This window comes from Neptunicella marina (assembly GCF_014270035.1).
Lineage (GTDB): Bacteria > Pseudomonadota > Gammaproteobacteria > Enterobacterales > Alteromonadaceae > Neptunicella > Neptunicella marina.
The window spans coordinates 355,554-380,302 of sequence record NZ_JACNEP010000001.1 but is presented as its reverse complement, the minus strand read 5'-3'; the positions used below and the strand labels follow the sequence as shown (position 1 = coordinate 380,302).

Genomic DNA, 24,749 nt, shown 5'->3' with positions numbered 1-24,749 from the left:
AAAAGTCAAAAATGCCACATTTTTTTAACAGAGCAAAGGAAATTCATTTTCTGTAACAAAGCGTTAGTAAATAATTGAAGCCAGAGCATAATCCCGGCAGGATGAATAAATATATTCATCAAAAGGTTGATTCTTATGCGTCGTTGGGCAGGGATACTGGGGTTGTTGCTTTTAGTAACTGGCTGTAGTTCAAAATTCGCCTACAACAATCTGGACTGGATAAGTTACTGGTACATTGATGACTATATCGATTTAAGCCGTCTGCAAAAACAGCAGGTGGATAAAAAGCTAAATCTATGGCTTAGCTGGCATCGTAAAGAAGAGCTGGCTCGTTACAAGCAGCAACTTGAAACATTAAAGTCACTTCGATATCAGGGGCCACTCACCGCCGGGCAGTGGTTAGAGCAATTTGAGCAGGGCCGGGAGCATTGGTATCGTTTTCGTGACCGGGTGATTCCTGATTTAGTATCGTTAGCACATCTGATCAGCGATGAGCAGGTTGACTCCATATTTGCCGAACTGGATAAGCAAAATAACAAATCGATAAAAAGACGTCAGGACAAATCTGCCAACGAGAAGCTTGAAGAGCGGATAGAGGATACCAGGGAAAATATCGAAGAGTTTGTCGGTCATTTAAATGCCAAACAGCTTGATATGATTCAACAGGCAGCTCCACAATTTAATTCTGCATTTAAAGCCTGGATTGCTTACCGGCAGGCTTTTCAGCAAGCATGCAAAGAGATGTTGCTACAACGTGAAAAAATGGCTGATTTTGACCAACAATTTTTACATTTACTTGGGCATCCGGAAGAATTTCAGGATCAGTCGTTTATATCTCTGGTAGAGCAAAACAGGATGTTGTACGCTCGCCTCGTCGCAGATATTGATCAAACCCTGACCCCGGCACAGGTGGCGAAATTAAATCGTGAACTGGATGATTTAATTGAAGACCTGGATGATTTAATCCAGCACTAAGTGGCATTCAAGGCGGGTAAGCGACAGCAGCACATTGTCTTTCCTGTTTAAGTAGAATTTATCTGATGCAAAACCAATATGAAGTGCGCCATTGGTATGGCTTTTTTCTGGCGTTAACCACCGCAATCATGTGGGGAGTATTACCGGTTTTCCTAAAACTCGCATTGCAAAAAATGGATCCGGTCACTATTACCTGGTACCGCTTTATGGTGGCGGCTTTATTTGTGTTTTTGTTGCTGTTACGCCAAAACAAATTACCTTCCTTAGCACAGTTGGGTGGACAGCAGGCCAGATGGTTGTTTATTGCCTCTGCGGGTTTAATTGTTAACTATGTCTTTTATTTAAAAGGGCTTGATTATCTGAATCCCGAAACGGCGCAGGTTCTTATTCAACTGGCGCCGTTTTTAGTAATGTTGGGGGGGATATTTCTTTATAAAGAAAAGTTCAGCCGGCTGGAGTGGCTGGGCGCTTTTATTTTGTTTAGTGGCATGTTGTTGTTTTTTAATAACCGACTGGATGAATTGTTAACATCGGTAAACCGCTATAGTCTGGGGGTATTGATGATTATTCTTGCCGCTGTTACCTGGGCTGTATATGGCTTATTGCAAAAACGCTTGCTTAAAAGCATGAATGCTAAACAACTGACGTTGATAATGTACACAGCCGGCGTTGTGGTGTTATTGCCTTTTTCTACCCTGTTCACAGTGCTGGAGATGAATCAATTACAATTTTTGGCACTGTTGTTCTGTTGTGCCAATACCATTATTGGCTATGGTGCTTTTACGGAAGCCATGGCTGTATGGCATGCCTCCAAAGTGAGTGCGGTGATCGCTTTAGCACCATTAGTGACCATTTTTAGTATGTCACTCGCGGTAAAATTCTGGCCACAGTATTTTGCTCAAAGCGACATTAATCTGTTGGCTTATGTTGGCGCAGGGTTGGTTATGCTCGGATCTATTCTGGCATCGATGGGCAAAGCTCGTCCGGGTGTAAAAGCCAAATAGGATTACAAACAGGGAATTAAAATGAAAGGACTCGAGCGGGAATGGTTATTGTTACAACAACAATATGAAAGTTATGAACGCTTGTCGTTAAGCATTAAAGTGGTAGCTGTGATTGTAACAGCACTACTTTATGGGTTTCAGATAGCTTATGGAGCGATATTTGTGGTTTTGCTGTTGTTGATAGACTGTATGCTTAAAACCTTTCAACAACGTTTGGAATCCCGTTTACTAACGGTTGAACAATTCATTCAGAATAATAGTCAGCAAGGTGGCTTTCGTCTGTATCTCGAATGGCAAAATCAACCCCGTGGACTGAGTGTTTTGCTTCATCAATATCTGAGGGCGGCGGTCAGGCCGACCCAGGCTGTAATTTATCTTTTGCTACTGATTTTTTGGGGACTTGTGCAGGTGCAGTGGTTTTAGCCGACATTCTCAGTAATTTGGCATCACTACCGTCGGTTAATAAATAAATACTGCCATCGGCGGCAATATGCACATATCGCATGCGCTGATTGAGGTGCCTTAACAAGTTTCGTTGCTGCATGACCTTATTTTTTTGTACTTTCAACCAGCGTAATGCCCGGGTTTTTAGCGTGGTAACCAGTAAATCCCCATTTATCTGTTTAAACATGTCACCGTAATAGATTTGCATTGAAGAGGGGGCTATGGACGGCGTCCAGTCTACTATTGGTTGTTCCATGCCAGGATATTGCTGATAGGGGCTGATCATGGCACCTGAATAATCCATGCCTTTGGTGATCACTGGCCAGCCATAATTTTTGCCTTTTTCAATCAGGTTTACTTCATCGCCACCTGCCGGGCCATGTTCGTGCTCATATAAAACATGATGTCTGGGATCATATGCCAGTCCTTGTGGATTACGATGCCCAATGGACCAGATATAGGGATCCACAGCAGAATCATCTGTAAAAGGATTATCATCCGGCACGCTGCCATCATCTTTCATTCTAAGCAATTTCCCCATTTGACTGGATTTAACCTGTGCCTGTTCGCGGTAATTAAACCCCTCACCAACCGTTAATATCAGGGTTTTGTCCTCTAGAAAAAGCAATCGTCCACCATAATGAACGGGTGTATCCTTGTCCGGACTGGCGCTGAATATAACTTTTTGATGTTGTAAATGATTTCCGGACAGTTCAGCCTGCATCACGCTGATATGATTGTGACTGGCTGTTCCCTGGGCAAAGCTAAGGTAAATTAAGTGATTTGTGTGAAAATCAGGGTGTAATACTATATCCAGTAATCCACCCTGGCTGGCGTAATAGACATCTGGTACACCAGTTACTTGCGCCACAATTTGACCTTTTTCGAGGCGTAACAATTGACCGGGTTTTGTGGTGATTAAAAAGGTTTGGGGGGCGATTTCCGCCATCGCCCACGGATGGTTAAGTGAATGCGTGATGACATCAAGATTATATGCCGGAAAAGTGTAACCTGTTGATGTTTCCGGTGTGGCAATGCTTTGTGCCATGATGAAATACAGTCCTGATATGGCCAAATAGCGCTGTTTTACATTCATATATGCATTCCGTGGCGATTTGAGTCTCAATTCAAATTATTGTATAAAAAATAATAACCTATCCTAACCTGCCTTCAGTGGCAAGGGAAGGTAATGAGCCGGGCGACCACATAACAAACTAAAGATTAACTTGCCCTAATTGCAGGACGCGCCACATGAAAAAAATCCATCGCAGATTGATTAGTTATTGTTTTGCCACAGTGCTGACCTATTTATTGGCGAGTACTTTTCATACTTTATTGGTATTAGGTGCATTAACGGATGTGGGGGTAAATCTGCCATCGGATGTATGGCTGCGTTCGGTTATTAGTGACTGGGGAAATTTGTTGGCAGGTTTTGCCCCCATCGTTGCTGCCGCATTGTTGCTGGCGTTTGTTGTGGTCTCTGCATTGCGTTTTCAGGTTTCTTCCTATGGAAAGCGTGTGTCTTACTGGATATTTCCGTTTGCCGGGGCGCTTAGTATGTTGATTGCGCATCTGTTAATAAGCGCAATATTTGATATTTATCTTATTGCCGGGGCCCGGGGCGTTGTGGGGCTTTCCACTCAGGTATTTGCGGGGTGGTGTGGTGGTTTAGTGTATGCCTCCACGATTAAATATTTACGCTTACAGAGACAAAAACGCCGCCTAAGCAGACGGCGTAATCACTATGATTCAAACAAACAAGCTGCTATACGGTAATAATTTTACAGCTGTTAGTTGCACCCACGGTTTCCATATTATCGCCATAGGTCATGATCAGTTGATCGCCGGGTTGCACCAGGCCTTTTTCCAGTAGACGGGCTTTAACATCAAATGCTAAACGACCCGGCTGGCAGTGTTTGGAATCAAAATAAACCGGCTTCACTCCACGATAAAGTGCCATGACGTTGAGAGAGCTTTGGTGGCGGGACAAGGCCAAAATAGGCAGCGAACTGGTAATACGAGACATCAGACGTGCAGTATCACCGGTTTCTGTCAGTGCAACAATGGCTTTTATTGACGACAAATGGTTGGCTGCGTACACCGCTGACAAGGCAGTAGTTTCGCTAACGGTGCTAAAATGCTCATCTATTCGGTGTTTGGAAATTTTCACACTTGGATGTGTCTCTGCGCCTTCACAAACACGCGCCATTGCTGACACCGTTTCAACCGGGTAGTTACCTGCGGCGGTTTCCGCTGATAACATCACCGCATCGGTACCATCCAGTACAGCGTTTGCCACGTCCATGACTTCAGCACGGGTGGGCATAGGGCTGTCGATCATGGACTCCATCATCTGAGTCGCAGTAATAACCACTTTGTTTAACTGACGTGAACGCGCAATCAGTTTTTTCTGCACACCAACTAATTCAGCGTCGCCAATTTCCACACCCAAATCACCACGGGCAACCATAACTGCATCTGATGCTTCGATAATGTCATCCATGGCTTCATCGGTCTGAACTGCTTCAGCACGTTCAACCTTGGCGCATATTTTGGCATTACAACCGGCGGCAACGGCCAGTTCACGTGCATAACGCAAATCGTCACCATTACGCGGGAAAGATACCGCCAGATAGTCCACATTCATTTTGGCTGCGGTTTTGATATCTTCTTTGTCTTTTTCGGTCAGAGCATCGGCTGACAGGCCACCACCTAAACGATTAATACCTTTGTTATTAGACAGTTTGCCACCAACGGTTACTTCGGTCAGGACTTTGTTGCCATCCACGCTCTCTACCCGCAGCTGGATACGACCATCATCCAGTAACAGGATATCGCCGGATTCAACATCCTGAGGCAGCGCTTTGTAGTCAATACCCACGCAATGCTGATTACCCGCGTCACGATCCAGACCTGCATCCAGAACAAACTTATCGCCAATTGCCAGTTTAATACTACCTTCGACAAAACGAGCTACGCGGATTTTGGGACCCTGAAGATCGCCCAGAATGGCAACATATTTGCCCAGCTCTTCTGCTGCTTCACGTACACGTTGAGCACGGGCAATGTGGTCTTCCGCGGTGCCATGAGAAAAGTTCATTCGCAGAACATTTGCACCTGCTTTGAGAATGGCGGAGATTTGTTCTTTGCTATCTGTTGCAGGGCCGAGAGTGGCAACAATTTTAGTTCTTCTTAGCATCATAATTGAGATTAGCCTGTAGAAATCGAAGTTTGTTGTAATTTAATTACAAAATATTAAAGCACTATGGCAAAAATGTGAAACGATTCCCGCTTTTATGCGGCCATTTAATCAATGCTCGTACCAGTGCTTCACTAATTAGTCGTAATATTAACAAAAAGGAGCCATTTGGCTCCTTTATGTTTTTTCATTTACTTGTCATATCGGGACCCGCGCAGGGTGTCTTTGACTTTCTTCAGGTTTTCACGGAATTTTGGTCCGCGGCGCAGGGTAAAACCAGTGGCCAGGATATCAATCAAAACCAGCTGAGCAATACGGGATGCCATGGGCATATACATATCGGTATCTTCCGGTACTTTCATTGAAATGACATGGTTACATTCATTGGCCAGCGGGCTGCCTTCACTGGTTAAACCCACTACGGTTGCATCATTAGAGCGGGCAATCTGCGCCACATCCACCAGTGATTTAGTACGACCGGTGTGAGAAATTAACACCACCACATCCCCTTCGTTACAGTTCATACAGCTCATACGCTGCATTAGAATGTCTTCAAAATAGGTAACAGGCACGTTAAAGCGGAAAAACTTGTTTAATGCATCATGGGCGACAGAAGCTGAGGCACCCAAACCAAAGAAAGAGATTTTTTTGGCCTGAGTCAGCAGGTCAACGACACGGTTGACTGTTTGGATATCAATAGACTGACGTGCAACATCCAAAGAGGCCATGGTTGATTCAAATATTTTACGGGTGTATTCATCCGCAGTGTCATTCTCTTCCACGTGACGGTTAACATAAGGCGTACCATTGGCCAGGCTCTGCGCCAGATGCAATTTAAAATCAGGGAAGCCTTTGGTATCTAAACGTCGACAAAATCGGTTTACCGTTGGTTCACTTACATCCGCCAGTTTTGCTAACGTAGCAATACTGTAATGGATAGTGGATTTGGGGTCGTCAAGGATGGCATCTGCCACTTTACGTTCCGATTTACTGAATTGATTATGATGGAGCGTTATTTTTTCTAAGATATTCATTATTGCTATTGTTCTTTATGTAAGGTCAAAAGTGGTAAGTCATCCGTAACTTTTTGACAATTAAGCCAACAGAAACTGGTGAATAGGCTACACCATTGCCTAATAAGGTCAAAATAAAATCTATTCTGTTGTAAAATTACTACAAATAAGTTTTACTAGTGTTAGTAAAACGAGAATAATTCTGCTTCATATAGTAAGCTTACGTTTTTAGTTTTTAGACAACGAATCAGGTAATTACATGGTGTTGGACAATCATTCAAACCCTTGCGATTTTGTTTTATACGGAACCGGTGGGGATCTTGCTCGTCGTAAATTGTTGCCTTCTTTATATCAGTTGGAAAAAGCCAACCTGCTACACAAAGAAACCCGTATTGTCGGGGCTGCACGTCAGGAAATGACTGATGAAGAATATGTGCAGATGGCAGAGGAAAATATTCGAAAATTTAATTCAGATGCCATTTGCGAAGATACATTAAAGCGATTGCTGACGCGTCTGGATTACATCAAAATCGACTTCAAGCAGATGGATGATTATAAGGCTTTAAAACCTTATGCAGAATCCAAACGTACCATGGTGTGTTATTTTGCAACACCACCTTCCATTTTTGGTGATATCTGTAACGGTATGCATCATGCCGGTGTCATTGATCCGTCATTACGAGTCGTGCTCGAAAAACCCATTGGTCATGATTTAGAATCATCTAAAGTGATCAATGATCAGGTTGCTGAATACTTTAATGAAGATCAGATTTACCGTATCGACCATTATTTGGGTAAAGAAACCGTACTAAATCTGATTGCATTGCGCTTTGCTAACTCAATCTTTACCAATAACTGGGACCATAACTGTATCGACCATGTGCAAATCAGCGTGGCAGAATCGGTGGGTATTGAAGGTCGTTGGGGCTATTTTGATGAAGCCGGCCAGATGCGGGACATGGTGCAAAACCATTTGTTGCAAATCCTGACGCTGATCGCGATGGAACCCCCCGCGACACTGGAAGCCAGCAGTATCCGCAATGAAAAAGTCAAAGTACTCAAAGCACTGCGTCCAATCAACAGCACTAATGTTGAGGAAAATACCGTTCGTGGTCAGTACGTTAACGGTTTTATCAATGGTAAAGAAGTACCGGGTTATCTGGAAGAGCCAGATGCTAATACTGTTAGCCAGACTGAAACTTTTGTTGCATTAAAAGTCGAAATTGATAACTGGCGTTGGGCTGGGGTTCCGTTCTATTTACGTACCGGTAAACGCTTGCCATCAAAAGTGAGTGAAGTGGTTATCTACTTTAAAAAACAGCCTCACAACCTGTTTAAAGACAGTTTCCCAAGCTTGCCACCCAATAAATTAACCATTCGTCTGCAACCGGATGAAGGTGTTGAAGTCACGGTAATGAATAAATTACCGGGCTTAACAGGCTCAAAAGGCATGGATTTACAAAAAACCAAGCTAAACCTGAGTTTTTCTGAAACCTTTAAAGATGAACGTATTGCCGATGCTTACGAAAAACTGATTCTGGATGTGATGTTAGGCAACCAGACATTATTTGTGCATCGTGATGAAGTTGAACAGGCATGGACCTGGGTCGATGGCATTATGGATGCATGGCGTGCCAGTAATGAACCGCCTGCACCTTATCAGGCAGGTACATGGGGACCCGTTGCATCGATTGCATTACTGGCTAAAGAAGGTCGTGCCTGGTACGAGGGCAGGGTGACTAAAAAATGAAACAATCCACTTTTGAATCTGCCGAACAGTTAAACAGCGTATTCAGTCAGCGTATTGTTGAATTACTGGAGCAGGGTATTGCCAAAAAAGGCCGTGCCAGCATTCTGGTTTCTGGTGGTCGTACGCCGTTAGGTTTATTTAAAGCTTTGTCTGAGACCAACATGGACTGGAGCAAAGTGGATATTAGTCTGGCCGATGAGCGTTGGGTATCCACTGATGATGACGCCAGCAATGAAAAACTGGTGAGAAATAATTTGTTGCAAGGCTACGCCAGCAAAGCCAGTTTTTATTCTTTGGTGGCAGATAAAGCCGATGCTGCAGATGCCATTGATGAAGTGAGTGCACGTGTAAGTGCAATGTCACAACCCTTTGATGTATTGATTCTGGGCATGGGCGAAGATGGCCATACTGCTTCTTTATTCCCGTGCTCAGCGCAAATCCAACAGGGATTGGATTTGAACACTGATCAGCAGTTAATTGCGGTAACGCCCACAACCGCACCTCACCAGCGCATTTCATTTACGCTAAAAGCGTTGTTAAGCAGCCAGAATATCTTTTTGCACCTGACAGGTGAAAGCAAAAAGCAGGTTTTGGAGCAAGCGCTGGCTGGAGATGACGAATTTGCCATGCCAATTCGTGCCGTGTTGTCACGTGCCGATGTCGAACTGATGTGGGCAGCATAGGAGATATTATGAATAAAACGATTCAGGCGGTGACCGACAGGATCATCGCCCGCAGTCAGAAAACCCGTCAGGCTTATCTGGATAAAATCGATAAGGCGCGTCGTCAGGGACCACATCGTGGTGTGTTGTCATGCGGAAATCTGGCGCACGGTTTTGCTGCCTGTAATCAGGACGATAAAGCCTCGTTACGTAGCATGACGAAAGCCAATATCGCGATTACATCTGCCTATAACGATATGTTATCGGCACACCAGCCCTATGAAACCTATCCTGCCATTATCAAGGAAGCCGTTGCTGAAGTGGGCAGTGTGGCACAGTTTGCTGGCGGTGTACCGGCCATGTGTGATGGTGTGACTCAGGGTAATCCGGGCATGGATTTAAGTCTGATGAGCCGTGACGTGATTGCGATGGCTACCGCTGTTGGTTTGTCTCACAATATGTTTGACGGCAGTCTGGCACTAGGTATCTGCGATAAAATCGTTCCGGGATTATTAATTGGCTCTCTGGCATTTGGTCATTTACCTACTGTCTTTGTGCCTGCTGGTCCTATGCCATCAGGTATCCCCAATAAAGAAAAAGCGCGTGTGCGTCAGGCTTTTGTTGAAGGCAAAGCCAGTCGTGAAGAATTACTGGAAGCCGAAGCCAGTTCTTATCATGCTGCCGGTACTTGTACCTTCTATGGTACAGCTAATAGTAACCAGTTAGTGGTTGAAGTGATGGGCCTGCATTTACCGGGTTCTTCTTTTGTTAATCCGGGCACACCACTGCGTGATGCCTTAACTAAAGCAGCCGCCAAACAAGTTACCCGATTAACCGATTTAGGCGGAAATTACATGCCTATCGGCCATATTGTTGATGAAAAAGCGGTTGTGAATGGATTGGTGGCATTGTTAGCAACCGGTGGTTCAACTAACCACACTATGCATTTGGTGGCGGTTGCACGTGCTGCCGGCATCATTATTAACTGGGATGATTTCTCGGAAATTTCCAAAGTAACACCATTGCTTACGCATATTTATCCAAATGGTTCAGCCGATATTAACCACTTTGTAGCGGCAGGTGGTATGGCGTTGTTGTTTAAAGAATTATTAGGCGCAGGTTTGTTACACAATGATGTAAACACCATCTGTGGACATGGGTTAGAGCAATACACCAAAGAGCCTGTACTGGTGGATGGTGAACTGGAATGGCGTGACGGGGTAAGCGTATCCGCTGATCCTGACGTGGTTGCCAGTGCCTCTAATCCGTTTAAACCGGATGGTGGTTTATCGGTACTGGATGGCAATTTGGGGCGTGCTGTAATGAAAACCTCAGCTCTGCGTGCTAACAAAACCAAAATTAAAGCGCCGGCGGTGGTATTTGAAGATCAGTTTGATCTTAAACAAGCCTTTGAAGCCGGTGAACTGGATAAAGATTGTATCGTGGTGGTGCGTTTTCAGGGACCAAAAGCGATTGGTATGCCAGAGCTGCATAGCTTAACACCACCTATGGGCGTGTTGCAGGATCGCGGGTTTAATGTCGCGCTGGTCACCGATGGCCGTATGTCTGGTGCATCAGGTAAAGTACCAGCAGCGATTCATGTCACACCTGAAGCCTATGATGGTGGCTTGTTAGCTAAAGTGCAAAACGGCGATATTATCGAACTGGATGCTGAAACCGGCACTATTGAATTACTGGTTGATGAGGCAGAGCTGGCACAACGTGAAAACGTGCTGGCACAAATTGACCATCACCTGCAAGGCATGGGACGTGAGTTATTTGGCGGCATGCGCAGTCAGCTTACAGGTGCTGAGCAGGGAGCCTGTTCATTGTTTGTAACACAGGAGCAGGCTCAATGAGTGAAAGGTTTGTCGCGGATGTAGGAGGAACCAACATCCGTCTGGCGCGTGAGGTTAATGGCAAGCTGGCAGATATCAAAAAATATCTGTGTAAAGATTTCGCCGATATCGCAGACGTGATCAAATTATATTGCGATTCATTGCCAGAATATCATTTTGTGGCTGGCTGTATTGCGATTGCTTGTCCGGTTAATGGTGACTTTATCAAAATGACCAACCATGACTGGCAGTTTTCCATTGAGATTACCCGTAAGCAATTAGGTCTGGAACATTTGCTGGTGATTAATGATTACACCGCCATCTCCATGTCCTTGCCGGTATTAAATGACGAGCAGAAAGTCAAAATTGGTGGTGGTGAACCAACCGAAGGTCAGCCAATGGCAGTATTTGGCGCTGGAACCGGATTGGGTGTGGGGCATCTGATCCCGGTGACTGAAGGCTGGAAACCTATCCCCGGTGAAGGTGGCCATGTGGATTTTGCGCCCATCGATGATACCGATCTGGCCATTTGGCAATACCTGCGTAAAAAGCACGGACATGTGTCAGCCGAGCAACTTATTTCCGGGCCTGGTCTGTTGCAAATTTACCACGCGTTAGCGGCGTTAAATCAGGTGACACCAACCTGTGCTTCTCCGGCAGAAGTTACCGAACAGGCATTAAGTGGAAACTGCGCAGTATGTGAACAAACCCTGACCCAGTTCTGCAAGGTGATGGGAAGTTTTGCCGGCAATATCGCGTTAAATATGGGCACCTTTGGTGGTGTTTATATTGCCGGTGGCATCGCTCAGCGATTTGTGGATTTTGTATTAAATAGTGAATTCAGAGCGCGCTTTGAAGATAAAGGCCGCTTTAAGCCCTACATGCAGGCCATTCCTGTTTATCTTATTACCGAAGCCGACCACGGCCTTATGGGTGCCGCTGCGTACCTGGAACAGAATCTTAAGGAAGTATCATGACACAAAATTGGGCTTTATCTCCGGCAGAATTATTTGCCAAAGGGCCGGTAGTACCGGTGCTGGTTATTAAAGAACTGGAACATGCAGTGCCGCTGGCCAAAGCGTTGCTAGCGGGTGGTATCAGCGTACTGGAAGTGACGTTACGTACGCCGGTCGCCCTGGATGCAATTAAAAAAATTGCTGAAGAAGTACCTGAGGCTTGTATTGGTGCGGGCACAGTGACAAACGCGGAACAGCTGCAACAGGTGACTGATGCAGGGGCTAAATTTGCTATCAGCCCGGGGTTAACCACCAACTTGCTTGAAGCGGCCAATAATGGCTCTATTCCATTAATTCCGGGGGTATCATCAATTTCTGAGCTGATGAATGGTCTGGACAAAGGATATGACCATTTTAAATTTTTCCCGGCGGAAGCATCCGGCGGTATCAGTGCCATTAAATCTATCAGTGGTCCGTTCCCGCAGGTGACGTTTTGTCCTACTGGCGGTATTGGTCCGAAAAATTACCGTGATTATCTGGCATTGCCTAATATTCACTGTGTGGGTGGTTCCTGGGTGGCACCGGATGATGCAATGAATGACGGTGACTGGCAGCGTATTACTGATTTAGCGGCAGAAGCTGTGGCAGGTGCTAAAGCTTAATTTACTGAATAGCAATGTTTAAAAGGCCGCGACAAGCAATTGTACGCGGCTTTTTTTATTTGGGCGTGATGATCTTTGTTTTATTGATAAATTGAACCTAATCTTAATTTGCACATTCTCATATTTATAAAAATATGCGGTATCACAAGAGGTTAGGGTGAAAAGGACGGAACAAACCTTATTGGAGCAGTTGCAGATTAATGACGTGGAAATAGCCAGACGCAAGGAGTTGCTGGGTCTTACCACTGAATCACTTGAGCAACTGGCCAGTCATATGCCGGTAATCGAAGAAAAAATCGATTTTATCGTCGATGAGTTTTATCAAAAACAAACTGAAATTGATGAAATTTCCCTGTTGATTGGTGATGCCGATACACTTAAACGCCTGCGTTCTGCACAACGGTTTTATGTCATGGACTTATTTGCGGGCAACTATGGCACCGATTATGTTAATAATCGCCTGCGAATTGGTATGGTGCATAAACGCATTGGGGTGGAACCCAAGTTGTATTTATCTGCGGTAATGACCTTAAAGGAAACGCTGTTTAACGCGCTGAATGACGCCATTAGCGACAGCACTAAATGCATAGAAATCAAACGTATTCTCGACAAGTTAATGTGTTTTGATACCACATTGGTATTTGATACCTATATTGACAGTTTATTAAGTGAGATTGAGAGCGCCAAAAGACGTACTGAAATCTATGCCAAAGGGCTGGAAGACAAGGTTGCAGAACGCACTCGTCAACTTGAAGAGCAGACCAGGCGCGATCCATTAACCGGTATTTTTAATTTTCGAGCTATGCAGGATGTGATTCAGCGTGAGATAGCGCTGGCGAAACGACGGAATGTCGCAATGTCGCTGGTCTATATCGATGTGGATGATTTTAAGGAAATCAACGATGAATACGGCCATTTAATTGGTGATGAAGTACTTAAAAATCTGGCCAGCTATATGTTGCGGCATATTCGGGAAACCGATGTGGCCTGTCGTTATGGCGGTGATGAGTTTTGTATTATTTTTCCAGACTGCCATGTAAAGCAGGCAAAAATCATCTGCCAGAAAATTATTCGATCTTTTTCAAGCACTTATCCGGATTATTCATTAAGCATGGGTATAAGCGAACTGGACGTATCAAAAAATACCAGCGTAGATGAATTTATTAGTTTGTCAGACGGTAAAATGTATCAGGCCAAAGAGCATCAGGGTAATCGTATCGTTTGCTGATGTGTACGTAATGATACATTTTTCGTTGATCCAACTAATGATCATGGGCGCATGTTCCGTTATAGTAGCCAATCAACTTTGCAAGAGATCCCGGGTTAATCATTAATGAGTAAGCGCATATTCTTCCCTTTGTTATTGTTAGTGGCCTCCATTCAAGGATGCAGCAGCTCTTCTCAACAGCAATTTCAGGCAGCTTCACATAATAACGCTAAAATGGGGAATTTAGTTCTGGCTGAGCCTGCACCCGTGAATATTCGCAGCCAGATGGCTTTAGCGCGCCTGACCGATATTCTAAGTCGTGTAGAAGTACCGGATAATCAAAAGGCTGAGTTTTTGTATCAGCGTGGTGTACTGTATGACAGCGTGGGCTTAAGTGGGATGGCGCAATACGATTTTAATCGTGCTCTGCGTTTAAATCCGAACATGGCCGAAGCACATAATTTTATGGGTATTCACTATACCCAGAATATGGACTTTATTCAGGCTTATGATGAATTTGATGCCACGCTGGATATTGATCCTGAACATGATTTTGCTTTTTTAAACCGTGGGATAGCGCTGTATTACGGTGGTCGTCCTGAATTGGCGGTTAAAGATTTATCCAGCTTTTACCAAAAAGACAAAAGCGATCCTTATCGTGCGTTGTGGGCCTTTATTGCAGAAAAAGCCATTAATGAAAAAGCCGCATTAGAAAAATTACGTGAAGTGCGTGGTTATTTAAGTGACCAGAATTGGGCCACCACACTGGTGGACTTTTATCTGGGCGAAGTCAGTGAATCGCAGGTCTTGTCGGATTTAATGAGCGGTGTCACCAACCAAAAACAACTGACCGATAAATTATGCGAAGCGTATTTTTATTTAGGAAAATATCACGCCGATAAGGATCAAAAGGGCATTGCAGCCAATTATTTTAAACTGGCGCTAAGCACTAATGTATATTCCTTTGTTGAGCACAGATACGCGCGTTTAGAGCTGGAACTGATGCGTGAGCGTACCTATCAGGAAGAAGATATCGTCGCTAACTAAGTGCCGATGAAACCTTTTATTGGCATTGTGCTGCTGTGTCTGTTTTTACGCAGTGATGGCAATGCCAATATCGCTTCTATCTCTTTTTACAGTAAACAATTTCAAAGCAGCTTTAATTATCTGTGGGCACAAGCTATTGCTGATGCCCCTGACCTCGCTTATACGCACTTAAGTCAGTCAGATGAAATATACTGGCTAACCCTGGCCGCACAACATCAAAATGCTGACGCACAATGGCGCTTAGCCAATAAATTGGTGGGACAAAAACAACAGGACTTCTGGTTACAGCAGGCTGCGCAAAATGGCCTGTTGCAGGCTCAGCTTTTGTTGGCTAAGCGCTGGAAAAAGAAACATCCACAACTGGCTCATTACTGGTTAGCACAGGCGGCACTGCAAGATGCCAGTGCTGCGATGCAACTGGCCCAATTAAACTGGATGAATATAAATAATACGCCGGAGCATAGTGCAGGCTTAGCGCAAGTCACGCACTGGCTGGAAGTTGCAAAGCAATCTGGCTCCGCAAAAGCCTCCCGGTATTTAGCGCAGATTGAACAAAGCACACCATATTTTTTACCTTATTCAAGGTATCAGCAATCAGTATCGAATGCATATCACCCGTTAAACTGTGCCATGCAGATTCAACCTGTAGTGAGCTCTCTTGCGCAGTGGAGCAGGGTATCGGCCTATATTCAACAATTTAAAACTGACGAATCGCTTCAAAACTTGCCTGTGTGTTTTAATGCGCCCGTGGTTATCAGCGAGCAGCAACTGCAATGTGACAAATTTAGCCAAAATCAACAGCGTATCTTGTGTGATGAATATCAACTGGCAACCATGTTATCGCCTGTCCCGTTTAGTCATATCCTGATAATGAGTCAGCAAGGCAAGGCGAATGTGCACAACGGTATTTTGTATTTGGATGAGCAGGATAGTTACAAGGTGATGTTGCACGAATTAGCGCATTTTGCCGGCTTAATTGATGAGTATCCGTTATCCCAGGGGTTAGCTGCGCAGTTTTGCAATAAGGAGCAGGTATTACCTAACTTACTGATTGTTAAAAAATCATCCTCAACTGAGCAAAAAATACCTAAGTGGCCTCAGCAGTGGAGCGCCAGCGCAGATGAAAAACTGTATAAAGCCCGTACCTGTGACAATACGCCTTATCAGGCTTACAAACCGTTTGCAGGGTTAAGTTTTATGGAGTTTTATGATGCAGGTACAAAACCACACTGGTATATGGCGGCGTGGGCTCAGCAAATAAATCATCGTAAAAATCTAATTCCGGCCTTCGTTAATTTTGCACAATCTGCCTCAGAACAAGGAGATAAAACAAGTGCGGACTTATGGTGGCAACGTTATCAGGATTATATTAACGAATAAACATTACTCCACGCGTTGCCAGACCTCATATTCGACGCGTGTTTCTCCCTCCCAGCGAGAGTTGTACCAGATGTTACCAACCAATTTGCTATCGAATGTAAACTGACTGCCTTTGCTTTGCCCAAAGGAATTAAAATTAAGGGTTTCCTGGTATTTGCCATCGGCAAATTTATACGTACCAGAGCCTGCCGCCCAGAAACTATCACCTTTGACTGAGGTAAAACTAAAATGAGATTCTGAGAGAACTTTAAGGGATTGAAGGTTAATTGACTGGTAACTGGTCAGCTTGCCATTTTGATCAATATATTCACCGGAAACCAGTTTCCAGGCGCCTTGTAACTCGCTTGCTACACATGTATTCGCCGAACAAATTAATAGCAGTAAAATCCATTTTTTCATTTGGTGTCTTCCTTATGTTTTGGGTGTTACTAACGAAAATAATTCAGAAGTTAATTTTTACTGTATAGCTTAAATGGTTGTTGGTTTGTTTACTTGCTTTTGATTTATAAAAAATGTTTAGCAGATATAACATTTAAATGCCCAGTAAAATATCGACGCTGCGACAAAACTCCGGCAACCAATTTGGCGCAACTGAGTGAGGGTACAAACTCAGGTGCACAACATCATAAATACCATGAGCCATAAAACCAATGGCAAAAAATGCGATACCTACAATGCCTCCATTTATCAGCGCGCCAAAATCGAGTGCATAAAGCGCAAAAATCCAATAATAAACAGGGAAGGTCGCCAACAGCACAACATAGGCTTTGTGGCGTTTGTAGGAAGCGTAATGATTAAACTTGTAAACGATAAGGCAAGTAGTAAGAAAGCCAATGACCAGGGCTGTGATGTTCATTGATGATAATTACCTAATTGTGGCAAAGGGTTCTAACGCTTGCCTAAACGGTGAGCGATAGCGAGTTCGGTGGAGGCCAAACATCTGTGGCCGGAACGGATTTAAGTGGCTTGTTAGGCATATTCTTAGCTGATACCAAGCTTTTCGAAAAATACTCTATTTCGCATACGGGCATCATTTAGTGCTTTATCCCAACTCCAAACTTCAATATAGAGGTTTGCACTACCGTGATGCTTGAAGTACCCCAATCTGTCTGGTAGTGGTTTGAAATCTTTAATTTCCTCTAACCAGTCTTCAACTTTCTGATTTAGTTCGCAGATGACATATCCATAGAAAGGGGTGTTTTGCTCGATTTGCATTTTTCTCCCTTTGGGAGTTTTGTACTTTCCTTTCCGGATTTGATTTACGTATCGGATAATTTGCTCTACGGGGTCTTCTTTTGAAGAAGGGTTTACGAAGTCATCTCGCTGAGGTTTCTTGAATTCAAAAATCGTAACTGGATTACTAGCCTCGTTTCCGCCTCGGAAACCAATACGCTTGTCATAGGCCAGTATGTCAGGGCGATCAGAATTTGGCCCATTCAATTCTTTATCTGATGATAGGTATTCAGTGAAATTGAGCCGTTCATCAATAATCCAAAGATTGTGATCCCTAAATGGAGTTTGATCTGAATCTTTTTTAACAGGGAAAATGATGTCATGAACAACGTCTTCTGCTGAGTATTTACCATCAGGCCCACGCTCTAAACTTTTTTCGAAAATATCCAAGACACTCTTGCGCAGAGAAATGTAGTGAGCCAGCTCGTTCTTACTTCTATCGGAGACTTGCCGTGCGATTTCGCCTGCTTTCTCCTTTAGTGATTCTACATTATCGTCAGCCAGCAACTTTCGCACTTCACCTTTAACCCTTGCTTCTTCTCTATATTCTTGCTGATGAAGAACTGAGTCTATTTGTGATGGGGAGGGGTTATGCGGAATAGATGAATAATCAAGTTTCGTAAGAGCTTGACGGTGCCATGGAGCATTGTCTCGGACATAATCTTCTATACGACTAATTTTCCTAGATTTTCGATCTTCCACATCGGAGTCGACTGCTTTTTGTGAATATATGGCTGCTTTTTCTTCAATTTGCCTCTGTGCGATATAGTGAACCATATCCGGTTTTTCTTTTGGAAAATCGAAACCACCTCGCTCCAGAGAAACATTTTTGTCTAGGTAGCTCCCGGTGACGTATGAAACAACTATGAAATTTCTATCTTTGTCCCGCTCTCCGCTTGCGGCGTTGTCAAAAAATTCTTCCGAAAATTCAGGAATGTATTGGTGCAATGATGTTGCAGTCACTTCTCTGCGATGAGCAACAAGACTTATTCTACTTCTTGAAGTGGCTGGCGAATAAATCTTAAACGTTTGAACGAAGAATTCGTTTCCGGGTTCTAGAGAGTTGGATTCAACTAGAAATTCTCCATTAGCTTTTTTGACTTCAACAATCAGTGCATCAATGCCACTTCCAAGGTATTCATTGAGAACTATGGCATCAGAACCATCTTGCTCCGCCAATACCACTTTTGGGCAGCCTTTATCACTTATAAAATATGGCAATAGCTTTTCAACCAAACGCCGCGCTATTTGGGGGAGGCTCTTCTCAGGAAAGTTTTTTATAGGATTGCTCAGTTTTACTGTTGTACCTGTTGAGTTCTCGTGAGATGGGGTCACGCCTTCATCGACAATAATTTCCTTCTCTTTGCCCATGGAAAATGAGCGGTTATAAAAGCTTCCATCCTTGTGATAAGTACTAATGTAATTCACATCTTCGTAGTACTTTAGACAAGTAAAACGACCGAATCCCTTGCCGCCTTCTTGGATTTTATGTGCGGTGTATAAAGTGTCGAAAGACTCCCGATGTTCATCTGTAAAACCGACTCCGTTATCAATAACCGTGAACCCATTGATCTCGGGTGCTGAATCATCAAGATTAGCTTGCCTCACTCGATCCGCTCTAATTTCAACAAGTCCATCGGAGTTTTCCGTTTCTTCAATGGCTTGAATTGCATTCACAACAACTTCTGTGATTGGTGTGTAAACGCTTGTTCCAGAGCGAATATTGTCTACGGCTCTTTTTATATTGAGATTGCTCATGAATTCTCAGTTTCCTCAAATATGCCTAACAATTTAATAGTGAGCGATTGGGTCGTTTTTCTGTCGCAACCTGTCTCGTTTTTGTCCTTTGACTTATTAGTATCAGATTAATAAAAGCTTTACCAATTAAAGGGTTAGTGAGTAGCTGTATTTGAGTATCTTCAATAAACTTTCTAAATCGTCCCTGATGTTTTCACGCCCTTCCCGGAGGCGCGACCCTGTTTTGAGGCACCAAAACAGGGGACAAATTTATTCGGAATAAATTTGAACGCACGTTAGTGCGGCCCTAAGGGCGGAGGACAGGAAGTCCGTAGTAAAAGTGCTGAACTCCACCAACTTGCTAATCTTGTTCCGGTAAAACTTGTTTATTTGAACCGGTGCGAGGCAGCTATCCGTGCAAAGCACGCACCTCGGGAAAACGTCCTGTTTTCCCGTTCGAACAAGTTTCACCTACACAAGGCAAGTTGGAGTCGCGATTAGCCAAACTGCGTTTGGCCGCTGTCGCTGATAAGTCTGAAGGTTTGGTTTTACCTAGTCAGCCAACGGCTGACTTAGAGCGACTCTGACTTTTAGACAAAACCGAGCTGGCTTTCGAATGGCCGAACAGGACGTTCGGCCAAGGCCAACGTTTTGCATGGATAGCTGCCTTTGGCCGCTTCGAATTAAAGACAGTTTGGTTTTGGCGTTAAGAAAGTAAGGGAGCAAAGGAGCTTTCGCCTATTTGGCTCCATCCAAATAGGCTCGCGTCCCCGAAGGGACGTGAAATAAAAGATGTTCGTGGTGATGAAATCGCCAAAAGTATTGCTGTCGCCAACGCGACGCCCAAACCTAACGTTTATGACAAAAGGTTAGTGCGAAGCAAATACGCCAATACTCAGCTATCAGCAACCAACGCAGAACCACAAGACCGACACATATATGTCATGCCCTTTAGGGCTTTATTATGCCGACGAATAGTCAGCTTATGCTGCTGGCAATGGCAGCGATAGTTAAAGGTTTTGCCTTGTACCTTGCTAACATCCATTTGATGACGGGTTTGCGGGTGTAACCCATACACCTGTCGCATCATTTGCTGCCATTCATAACCATGGGGTTTTACCCGCCCATATAACTGATGGACCAGTAAATGCGAGACTTCATGCGGCACCACATCGGTTAAAAAATGCTCGGGATTGTCTTTTAACAAGGTTCTGTTAAAACGTAATTCGTTAAGTTGCAAACGCGCGCTGCCGGCTATTTTACCGCGTTGATTAAAACCAACCACAGGACGAGGAAAAGGTTTGTTTAAGTGTCGTTCGGCCTGCTGATAACAGTGTTCAACCTGATCAACGATTTGCTGTTCCAGTGTTGTTTTAGCGGGATAGCTGGCGGTAGTGGATTTAGCTAAGGTTGACGGGATATTGCCAGAACAGGCAGGCGCCGCAGTGCGACGCCTGAACAGATTATTTAACTTCTTCACCTGCAGCCTGTTTATCTGCATGGTAACTGGAACGTACTAACGGACCACATGCTGCATGGCTAAAGCCCATGGATTCTGCTTGTTCGCGCAGATAATCAAACTCATCCGGGTGTACATAACGTTTTACCGGATAGTGGTGACGACTAGGCTGTAAATACTGACCCAGGGTTAACATATCTACCTGATGTTCACGTAAGTCTTTTAAGACTTCGAGCATTTCTTCCTTGCTTTCACCCATGCCCATCATCAGGCCGGATTTAGTCATCACCTCAGGATGCTGCTGCTTGAATTTTTGTAGCAATTGCAGTGACCACTTGTAGTTTGCACCCGGGCGACATTCACGATACAGGCTGGGAATGGTTTCCAGATTGTGGTTAAACACATCCGGAATACCGTTTTTAAATATTTCCAGCGCACGATCCATGCGGCCACGGAAATCCGGCACCAGCACTTCAATTTTGGTCGAAGGGCTGTGTTCACGAATGGCGTTAATGCAATCCACAAAGTGTTGCGCACCACCGTCGCGTAAATCATCACGGTCAACCGAGGTGATTACCACGTATTTCAGTTGCATTTCAGCGATGGTTTTGGCCAGCTTAATAGGCTCTTCGGCACTCGGAGGAAGCGGTTTGCCGTGAGCCACGTCACAGAACGGGCAACGGCGGGTACAGATATCACCCAAAATCATAAAGGTGGCGGTACCGTGGTTAAAACATTCTGCCAGGTTAGGGCAGGAGGCTTCTTCACACACCGAGTGCAATTTGTTTTTACGCAAGGTTGATTTGATGTGATCGATGCGATCGGAATGCGCAGGTAATTTGATTTTGATCCATTCCGGTTTACGCAGCATTTGCTCACGCTCGGTTGGCACAATCGTAATTGGAATATGCTCAACTTTGCGTGCATCACGCAGCTTCTCACCGGCTTGTATACGTACTTTACTCATCAAAACCTTCCCGAAATTCTATGTGTTCAATGCCTATTTGCTGACAAAATAGTTTGACCAGCGCAGAGGAGGCATCTTCTAAAGTTTGTGGCCCACCTAAACGATGACAATCCGTCATCATTAAGCCTGCATAACCACAGGGATTAATGCGATTAAAGGGCGCCAGATCCATATTAACGTTGAGTGCTAACCCATGAAAAGAACAGCCTTTGCGAATACGTAATCCAATGGAGCAGATTTTATCACCATTCACGTACACACCCGGCGCATCGGCTTTGGGGTAGGCATCTATATTAAAGGGTTTTAGCAGATTAACTATGCTGTTTTCCAGCTCGGTTACCAGCTGACGTACACCTAATTTGTTGCGTTTTAAATTCAGCAACACATACATCATTTGCTGACCGGGCCCGTGATATGTCACCTGACCGCCGCGATCAACTTGTACCACAGGAATATCACCCGGGTTTAATAAGTGCTCAGCTTTACCGGCCTGCCCCTGAGTAAATACAGCTTCGTGCTCTACCAGCCAGATTTCATCTGTCTGGTTGTTATCGCGGTTATCGGTAAATGACTGCATCGCCTGCCAAATGGGCAAATAGGGTTGCCGACCAAGCTGGCGAACAATTAAATTGGGGTTATTCAATACCTGACTCTTTGTCTAATTACAGTACAACACGTACCAGTTCTAATTTGGCTAACTCGGTGTAAATGGTTTCCATATGTTCTTTACTGGTGACTTTTACACTGACTGAAACAGAATGATAGTTACCTTTAGTGCTGGGTTTAACTGTTGGGCTGTAATCACCAGGTGCATGGTCTTGCAGACAACCTATAACATGATCGGGCAGGCGTTCATCGGCAATTCCCATGACTTTGAAAGTCTGAAAGCAAGGAAAATCGAGTAACTGATCAAATTTGGTATCCAAAGGTGTTCTCCACGGGGTAAATCAACGGGCGGCATTATATACCGAGATGGAGGCAAAATGTATGCTTTCAAGTAAAGTGGGCAGTAAACATAATTTACCGTTTACACCGGGGAAATCACCCAGCATTAAAAAAGGAGCCATCGAGCTCCTTTTTTCACTGTTTAAATGGGGTGTACAGCGTTACTCACCCAGGCCCATTTGCAGTTTAATATAATCCACCATGCGCCCGAAGAATCCACCTTCCTGTACTTCCTGCAAGGCGACCAGAGGGTAAGTAGCAATTTCTTCGCCCTCCAGTTCAAGGTGAAGAGTACCTACAACTTCGCCTTTGGCCAGCGGTGCTTCCAGCTTTTTATCCAGCTTGAAGTTAGCTTTGAGGTTTTTGCGCTGACCACGGGGGATAGTGATCAGGGTATCGTTCATAATGCCCAAATCAACGGTATCTTTGTCACCCATGTAAATACGCTGAGAGGCAAAGCTTTCGCCAGCAGCATACGGCGCGATGGTTTCATAATAACGGAAGCCGTATTTTAATAGCTTTTTGTTTTCGATTTTACGTGCACGTTCGCTTTCCGTGCCCATTACTACCGCGATTAAACGCATATCGCCCTGAGTGGCTGATGATACCAGGCTGTAACCTGCGGTAGAGGTGTGGCCGGTTTTGATTCCGTCAACATTCAGGCTTTTATCCCACAACAATGAATTGCGGTTGTACTGTTTGATATCGTTGTAGGTGAATTCTTTTTCAGCGTAAATTTTATATTCATTGGGTAAGTCTGACACCAGATGGCGTGCCAGAGTCGACATATCGCGTGGCGTGGTGTAATGATCAGGATCATCCAGTCCATGACTGTTCATAAAGTGGCTGGCAGACATACCCAGTTTTTCAGCATAGGCATTCATCATATCCGCAAAAGCACTTTCACTGCCGGCGATATATTCGGCCATGGCAACACAGGCATCGTTACCTGATTGCACAATAATGCCCTGATTTAATTGCTCTACCGGGATTTTAGAGCCTACTTCGATAAACATCTTCGATGAGTCGGGAAAGTTTTTCGCCCAGGCATTTTCTGACACTGTCACTAAATCAGTATTTTTAATACGACCATTTTTGATTTCGTCACCAATAATGTAACTGGTCATCATTTTGGTCAGACTGGCAGGTGCCAGTTGAATATCTGCGTTCTGTTCTGCAATCACTTTTCCGGTGTTTGCATCAAGCAAAATATAACCTTTGGCGTTAATAGTCGGAGAAGGGGGAATGATAACAGCAAGTGCTGTGGCGCTATTAACAAGCAAAATCGCCGGGACAACTAATTTAGCGAGAAGCGTTTTTATTTTGAGCATTATTCTTCCAATTTTGAGTTTGTGACTGGTGTATTTATAAACGCGCAACAATATATCATTTTTGACGGTAAATATGAGGTTTAGCGCATGTTTTTTTTACGACTCATTAATTTGCTAAAAGTTTAATTTTTATTGCGGTGCGCTTAAAGTAAAGGCGTTGGGATAACCGCCTTGTTGTACCTTTTTAAGTAACTGCTGTGCGCTACTGGTATCTTTAAGCGGGCCTAAGCGTAATCTGAATACACCATTTTCTTCCGGCGTTTGGGCGCCAATCTGATATAGTGCCGCTAGCCCTTTGGCAAGTTTGTTAATTTTGCTGCTGTCACTTAACGCAGCTACCTGCACGTAATATTCGGTTTGTAATTCTGGCGCGTTTTGTTGTGGGGTTAACGGTTTTCCGGCGATTAACATTTGGCCGCTTTCATCTAAGGTCACAACATCCAGCTTAATATTAGCGACACCATGATTAAGCATATCCAGTTTTTTCGCTGCGGCGTAGGACACATCAATCAGGCGGTGACCATGGAAGGGCCCTCTGTCGTTCACCCGAACAATCACTTGTTTATCGTTTTTCAGATTGGTCAATCGTACATAGCTGGGTAAAGGCAAGGTTTTATGGGCGGCGGTCATCTGGTACATATCGTACACTTCGCCATTGGCAGTCAGATGACCATGAAATTTTTGTCCATACCACGATGCTTGCCCTGTGGCCGAGTAGGTCACCGCTTGTTGCGCGCTCATGGGCTGATAAGTGCGGCCTAAGACATTATAGGCGCGTAAACTGGCAGGGTAATAAGGTTCTACTTTGGGAACTGCATCGTGCATTGCGATATCGTGTGGGACTTCATGTGCCTGAGGCGCGGAATCGTTGCGTTGCTGATAACGTCCGTAATTGCTGGAACAGGCTGATACCAACGTCAGTAACAGCAGCAACAAAAAT

At 44.4% G+C, this 24,749-nt stretch carries 24 protein-coding genes; 12 read left to right on the top strand and 12 right to left on the bottom strand.

Annotated features, from left to right (window positions below; translation table 11 throughout):
* Nucleotides 1-135 precede the first annotated feature (135 nt).
* The 3 genes from H8B19_RS01780 to H8B19_RS01770 all read left to right on the top strand — a co-directional run bounded on the left by H8B19_RS01780 (nt 136) and on the right by H8B19_RS01770 (nt 2,402).
* Nucleotides 136-975, top strand: coding sequence for a DUF6279 family lipoprotein (locus H8B19_RS01780; RefSeq protein WP_186505055.1), 840 nt, complete (start codon nt 136-138; stop codon nt 973-975).
* 65 nt (nt 976-1,040) lie between these two features.
* Nucleotides 1,041-1,979, top strand: a complete 939-nt coding sequence (locus H8B19_RS01775) for a DMT family transporter (protein ID WP_186505054.1) — start codon at nt 1,041-1,043, stop codon at nt 1,977-1,979.
* 21 nt (nt 1,980-2,000) lie between these two features.
* Nucleotides 2,001-2,402, top strand: coding sequence for a hypothetical protein (locus tag H8B19_RS01770; RefSeq protein WP_186505053.1), 402 nt, complete (start codon nt 2,001-2,003; stop codon nt 2,400-2,402).
* Here H8B19_RS01770 and H8B19_RS01765 read toward each other — a convergent pair.
* Nucleotides 2,329-3,519, bottom strand: a complete 1,191-nt coding sequence (locus H8B19_RS01765; protein WP_186505052.1) for a PQQ-dependent sugar dehydrogenase — start codon at nt 3,517-3,519, stop codon at nt 2,329-2,331. The genes H8B19_RS01770 and H8B19_RS01765 overlap by 74 nt on opposite strands.
* A 155-nt stretch (nt 3,520-3,674) precedes the next feature.
* Here H8B19_RS01765 and H8B19_RS01760 point away from each other — a divergent pair, with 155 nt between their 5' ends.
* Nucleotides 3,675-4,199 (top strand): hypothetical protein, encoded by a 525-nt coding sequence (locus H8B19_RS01760; RefSeq protein ID WP_186505051.1) that lies wholly within the window; start codon nt 3,675-3,677, stop codon nt 4,197-4,199.
* Here H8B19_RS01760 and pyk read toward each other — a convergent pair.
* Complete coding sequence (gene pyk, locus H8B19_RS01755) at nt 4,189-5,622, bottom strand: pyruvate kinase (RefSeq protein WP_186505182.1); 1,434 nt, start codon at nt 5,620-5,622, stop codon at nt 4,189-4,191. The two genes, H8B19_RS01760 and pyk, sit on opposite strands and share 11 nt — an antisense overlap.
* 191 nt (nt 5,623-5,813) lie before the next feature.
* Nucleotides 5,814-6,656, bottom strand: a complete 843-nt coding sequence (locus H8B19_RS01750) for a MurR/RpiR family transcriptional regulator (RefSeq protein WP_186505050.1) — start codon at nt 6,654-6,656, stop codon at nt 5,814-5,816.
* A gap of 238 nt (nt 6,657-6,894) precedes the next feature.
* On the opposite strand from H8B19_RS01750, the gene zwf reads away from it, so the two are divergent.
* From zwf to H8B19_RS01710, 8 genes are all read left to right on the top strand, one after another.
* On the top strand, nt 6,895-8,385 hold the full coding sequence (gene zwf, locus H8B19_RS01745) for a glucose-6-phosphate dehydrogenase (RefSeq protein ID WP_186505049.1): 1,491 nt from the start codon (nt 6,895-6,897) through the stop codon (nt 8,383-8,385).
* Nucleotides 8,382-9,068 carry a 6-phosphogluconolactonase gene (gene pgl / locus H8B19_RS01740; protein ID WP_186505048.1) on the top strand — a complete coding sequence of 229 codons (687 nt, stop codon included), beginning with the start codon at nt 8,382-8,384 and terminating at the stop codon, nt 9,066-9,068. Before zwf ends, pgl begins: the two co-directional genes overlap by 4 nt.
* Before the next feature lie 8 nt (nt 9,069-9,076).
* Entirely contained in the window at nt 9,077-10,906 is a 1,830-nt protein-coding gene (edd, locus tag H8B19_RS01735) for a phosphogluconate dehydratase (RefSeq protein WP_186505047.1), read from the top strand.
* Nucleotides 10,903-11,862 (top strand): glucokinase, encoded by a 960-nt coding sequence (locus H8B19_RS01730; protein ID WP_186505046.1) that lies wholly within the window; start codon nt 10,903-10,905, stop codon nt 11,860-11,862. The genes edd and H8B19_RS01730 overlap by 4 nt, the downstream gene beginning before the upstream one ends.
* Nucleotides 11,859-12,503 carry a bifunctional 4-hydroxy-2-oxoglutarate aldolase/2-dehydro-3-deoxy-phosphogluconate aldolase gene (locus H8B19_RS01725; RefSeq protein ID WP_186505045.1) on the top strand — a complete coding sequence of 215 codons (645 nt, stop codon included), beginning with the start codon at nt 11,859-11,861 and terminating at the stop codon, nt 12,501-12,503. The genes H8B19_RS01730 and H8B19_RS01725 overlap by 4 nt, the downstream gene beginning before the upstream one ends.
* A 157-nt stretch (nt 12,504-12,660) precedes the next feature.
* Nucleotides 12,661-13,731 carry a diguanylate cyclase gene (locus tag H8B19_RS01720; RefSeq protein ID WP_186505044.1) on the top strand — a complete coding sequence of 357 codons (1,071 nt, stop codon included), beginning with the start codon at nt 12,661-12,663 and terminating at the stop codon, nt 13,729-13,731.
* 105 nt (nt 13,732-13,836) lie between these two features.
* A complete protein-coding gene (gene nlpI, locus H8B19_RS01715) occupies nt 13,837-14,757 on the top strand; it encodes a lipoprotein NlpI (RefSeq protein WP_186505043.1) in 921 nt (306 codons plus the stop codon).
* Nucleotides 14,758-14,763: 6 nt separating this feature from the next.
* Nucleotides 14,764-16,137 (top strand): SEL1-like repeat protein, encoded by a 1,374-nt coding sequence (locus tag H8B19_RS01710; RefSeq protein WP_186505042.1) that lies wholly within the window; start codon nt 14,764-14,766, stop codon nt 16,135-16,137.
* Nucleotides 16,138-16,140: 3 nt separating this feature from the next.
* Here H8B19_RS01710 and H8B19_RS01705 read toward each other — a convergent pair whose 3' ends face one another.
* The 9 genes from H8B19_RS01705 to H8B19_RS01665 form a co-directional block, all read right to left on the bottom strand.
* Entirely contained in the window at nt 16,141-16,536 is a 396-nt protein-coding gene (locus H8B19_RS01705) for a hypothetical protein (protein WP_186505041.1), read from the bottom strand.
* A gap of 133 nt (nt 16,537-16,669) precedes the next feature.
* The gene (locus H8B19_RS01700; protein ID WP_186505040.1) at nt 16,670-16,993 is read right to left on the bottom strand and encodes a hypothetical protein; all 324 of its coding nucleotides are present in this window, start codon (nt 16,991-16,993) and stop codon (nt 16,670-16,672) included.
* A gap of 125 nt (nt 16,994-17,118) precedes the next feature.
* Nucleotides 17,119-19,128 (bottom strand): ATP-binding protein, encoded by a 2,010-nt coding sequence (locus tag H8B19_RS01695; protein WP_186505039.1) that lies wholly within the window; start codon nt 19,126-19,128, stop codon nt 17,119-17,121.
* 874 nt (nt 19,129-20,002) lie between these two features.
* Nucleotides 20,003-20,587, bottom strand: coding sequence for a SprT family zinc-dependent metalloprotease (locus H8B19_RS01690; RefSeq protein WP_338401477.1), 585 nt, complete (start codon nt 20,585-20,587; stop codon nt 20,003-20,005).
* Nucleotides 20,571-21,533, bottom strand: a complete 963-nt coding sequence (gene lipA, locus H8B19_RS01685) for a lipoyl synthase (protein WP_186505037.1) — start codon at nt 21,531-21,533, stop codon at nt 20,571-20,573. Before lipA ends, H8B19_RS01690 begins: the two co-directional genes overlap by 17 nt.
* Complete coding sequence (gene lipB / locus H8B19_RS01680; protein ID WP_186505036.1) at nt 21,526-22,176, bottom strand: lipoyl(octanoyl) transferase LipB; 651 nt, start codon at nt 22,174-22,176, stop codon at nt 21,526-21,528. The genes lipA and lipB overlap by 8 nt, the downstream gene beginning before the upstream one ends.
* A gap of 19 nt (nt 22,177-22,195) precedes the next feature.
* Nucleotides 22,196-22,459 carry a DUF493 family protein YbeD gene (gene ybeD, locus H8B19_RS01675; protein WP_186505035.1) on the bottom strand — a complete coding sequence of 88 codons (264 nt, stop codon included), beginning with the start codon at nt 22,457-22,459 and terminating at the stop codon, nt 22,196-22,198.
* 180 nt (nt 22,460-22,639) lie between these two features.
* Nucleotides 22,640-23,809 carry a serine hydrolase gene (locus H8B19_RS01670; protein ID WP_186505034.1) on the bottom strand — a complete coding sequence of 390 codons (1,170 nt, stop codon included), beginning with the start codon at nt 23,807-23,809 and terminating at the stop codon, nt 22,640-22,642.
* Nucleotides 23,810-23,938: 129 nt separating this feature from the next.
* A complete protein-coding gene (locus tag H8B19_RS01665) occupies nt 23,939-24,745 on the bottom strand; it encodes a septal ring lytic transglycosylase RlpA family protein (protein ID WP_241737431.1) in 807 nt (268 codons plus the stop codon).
* Nucleotides 24,746-24,749 lie beyond the last annotated feature (4 nt).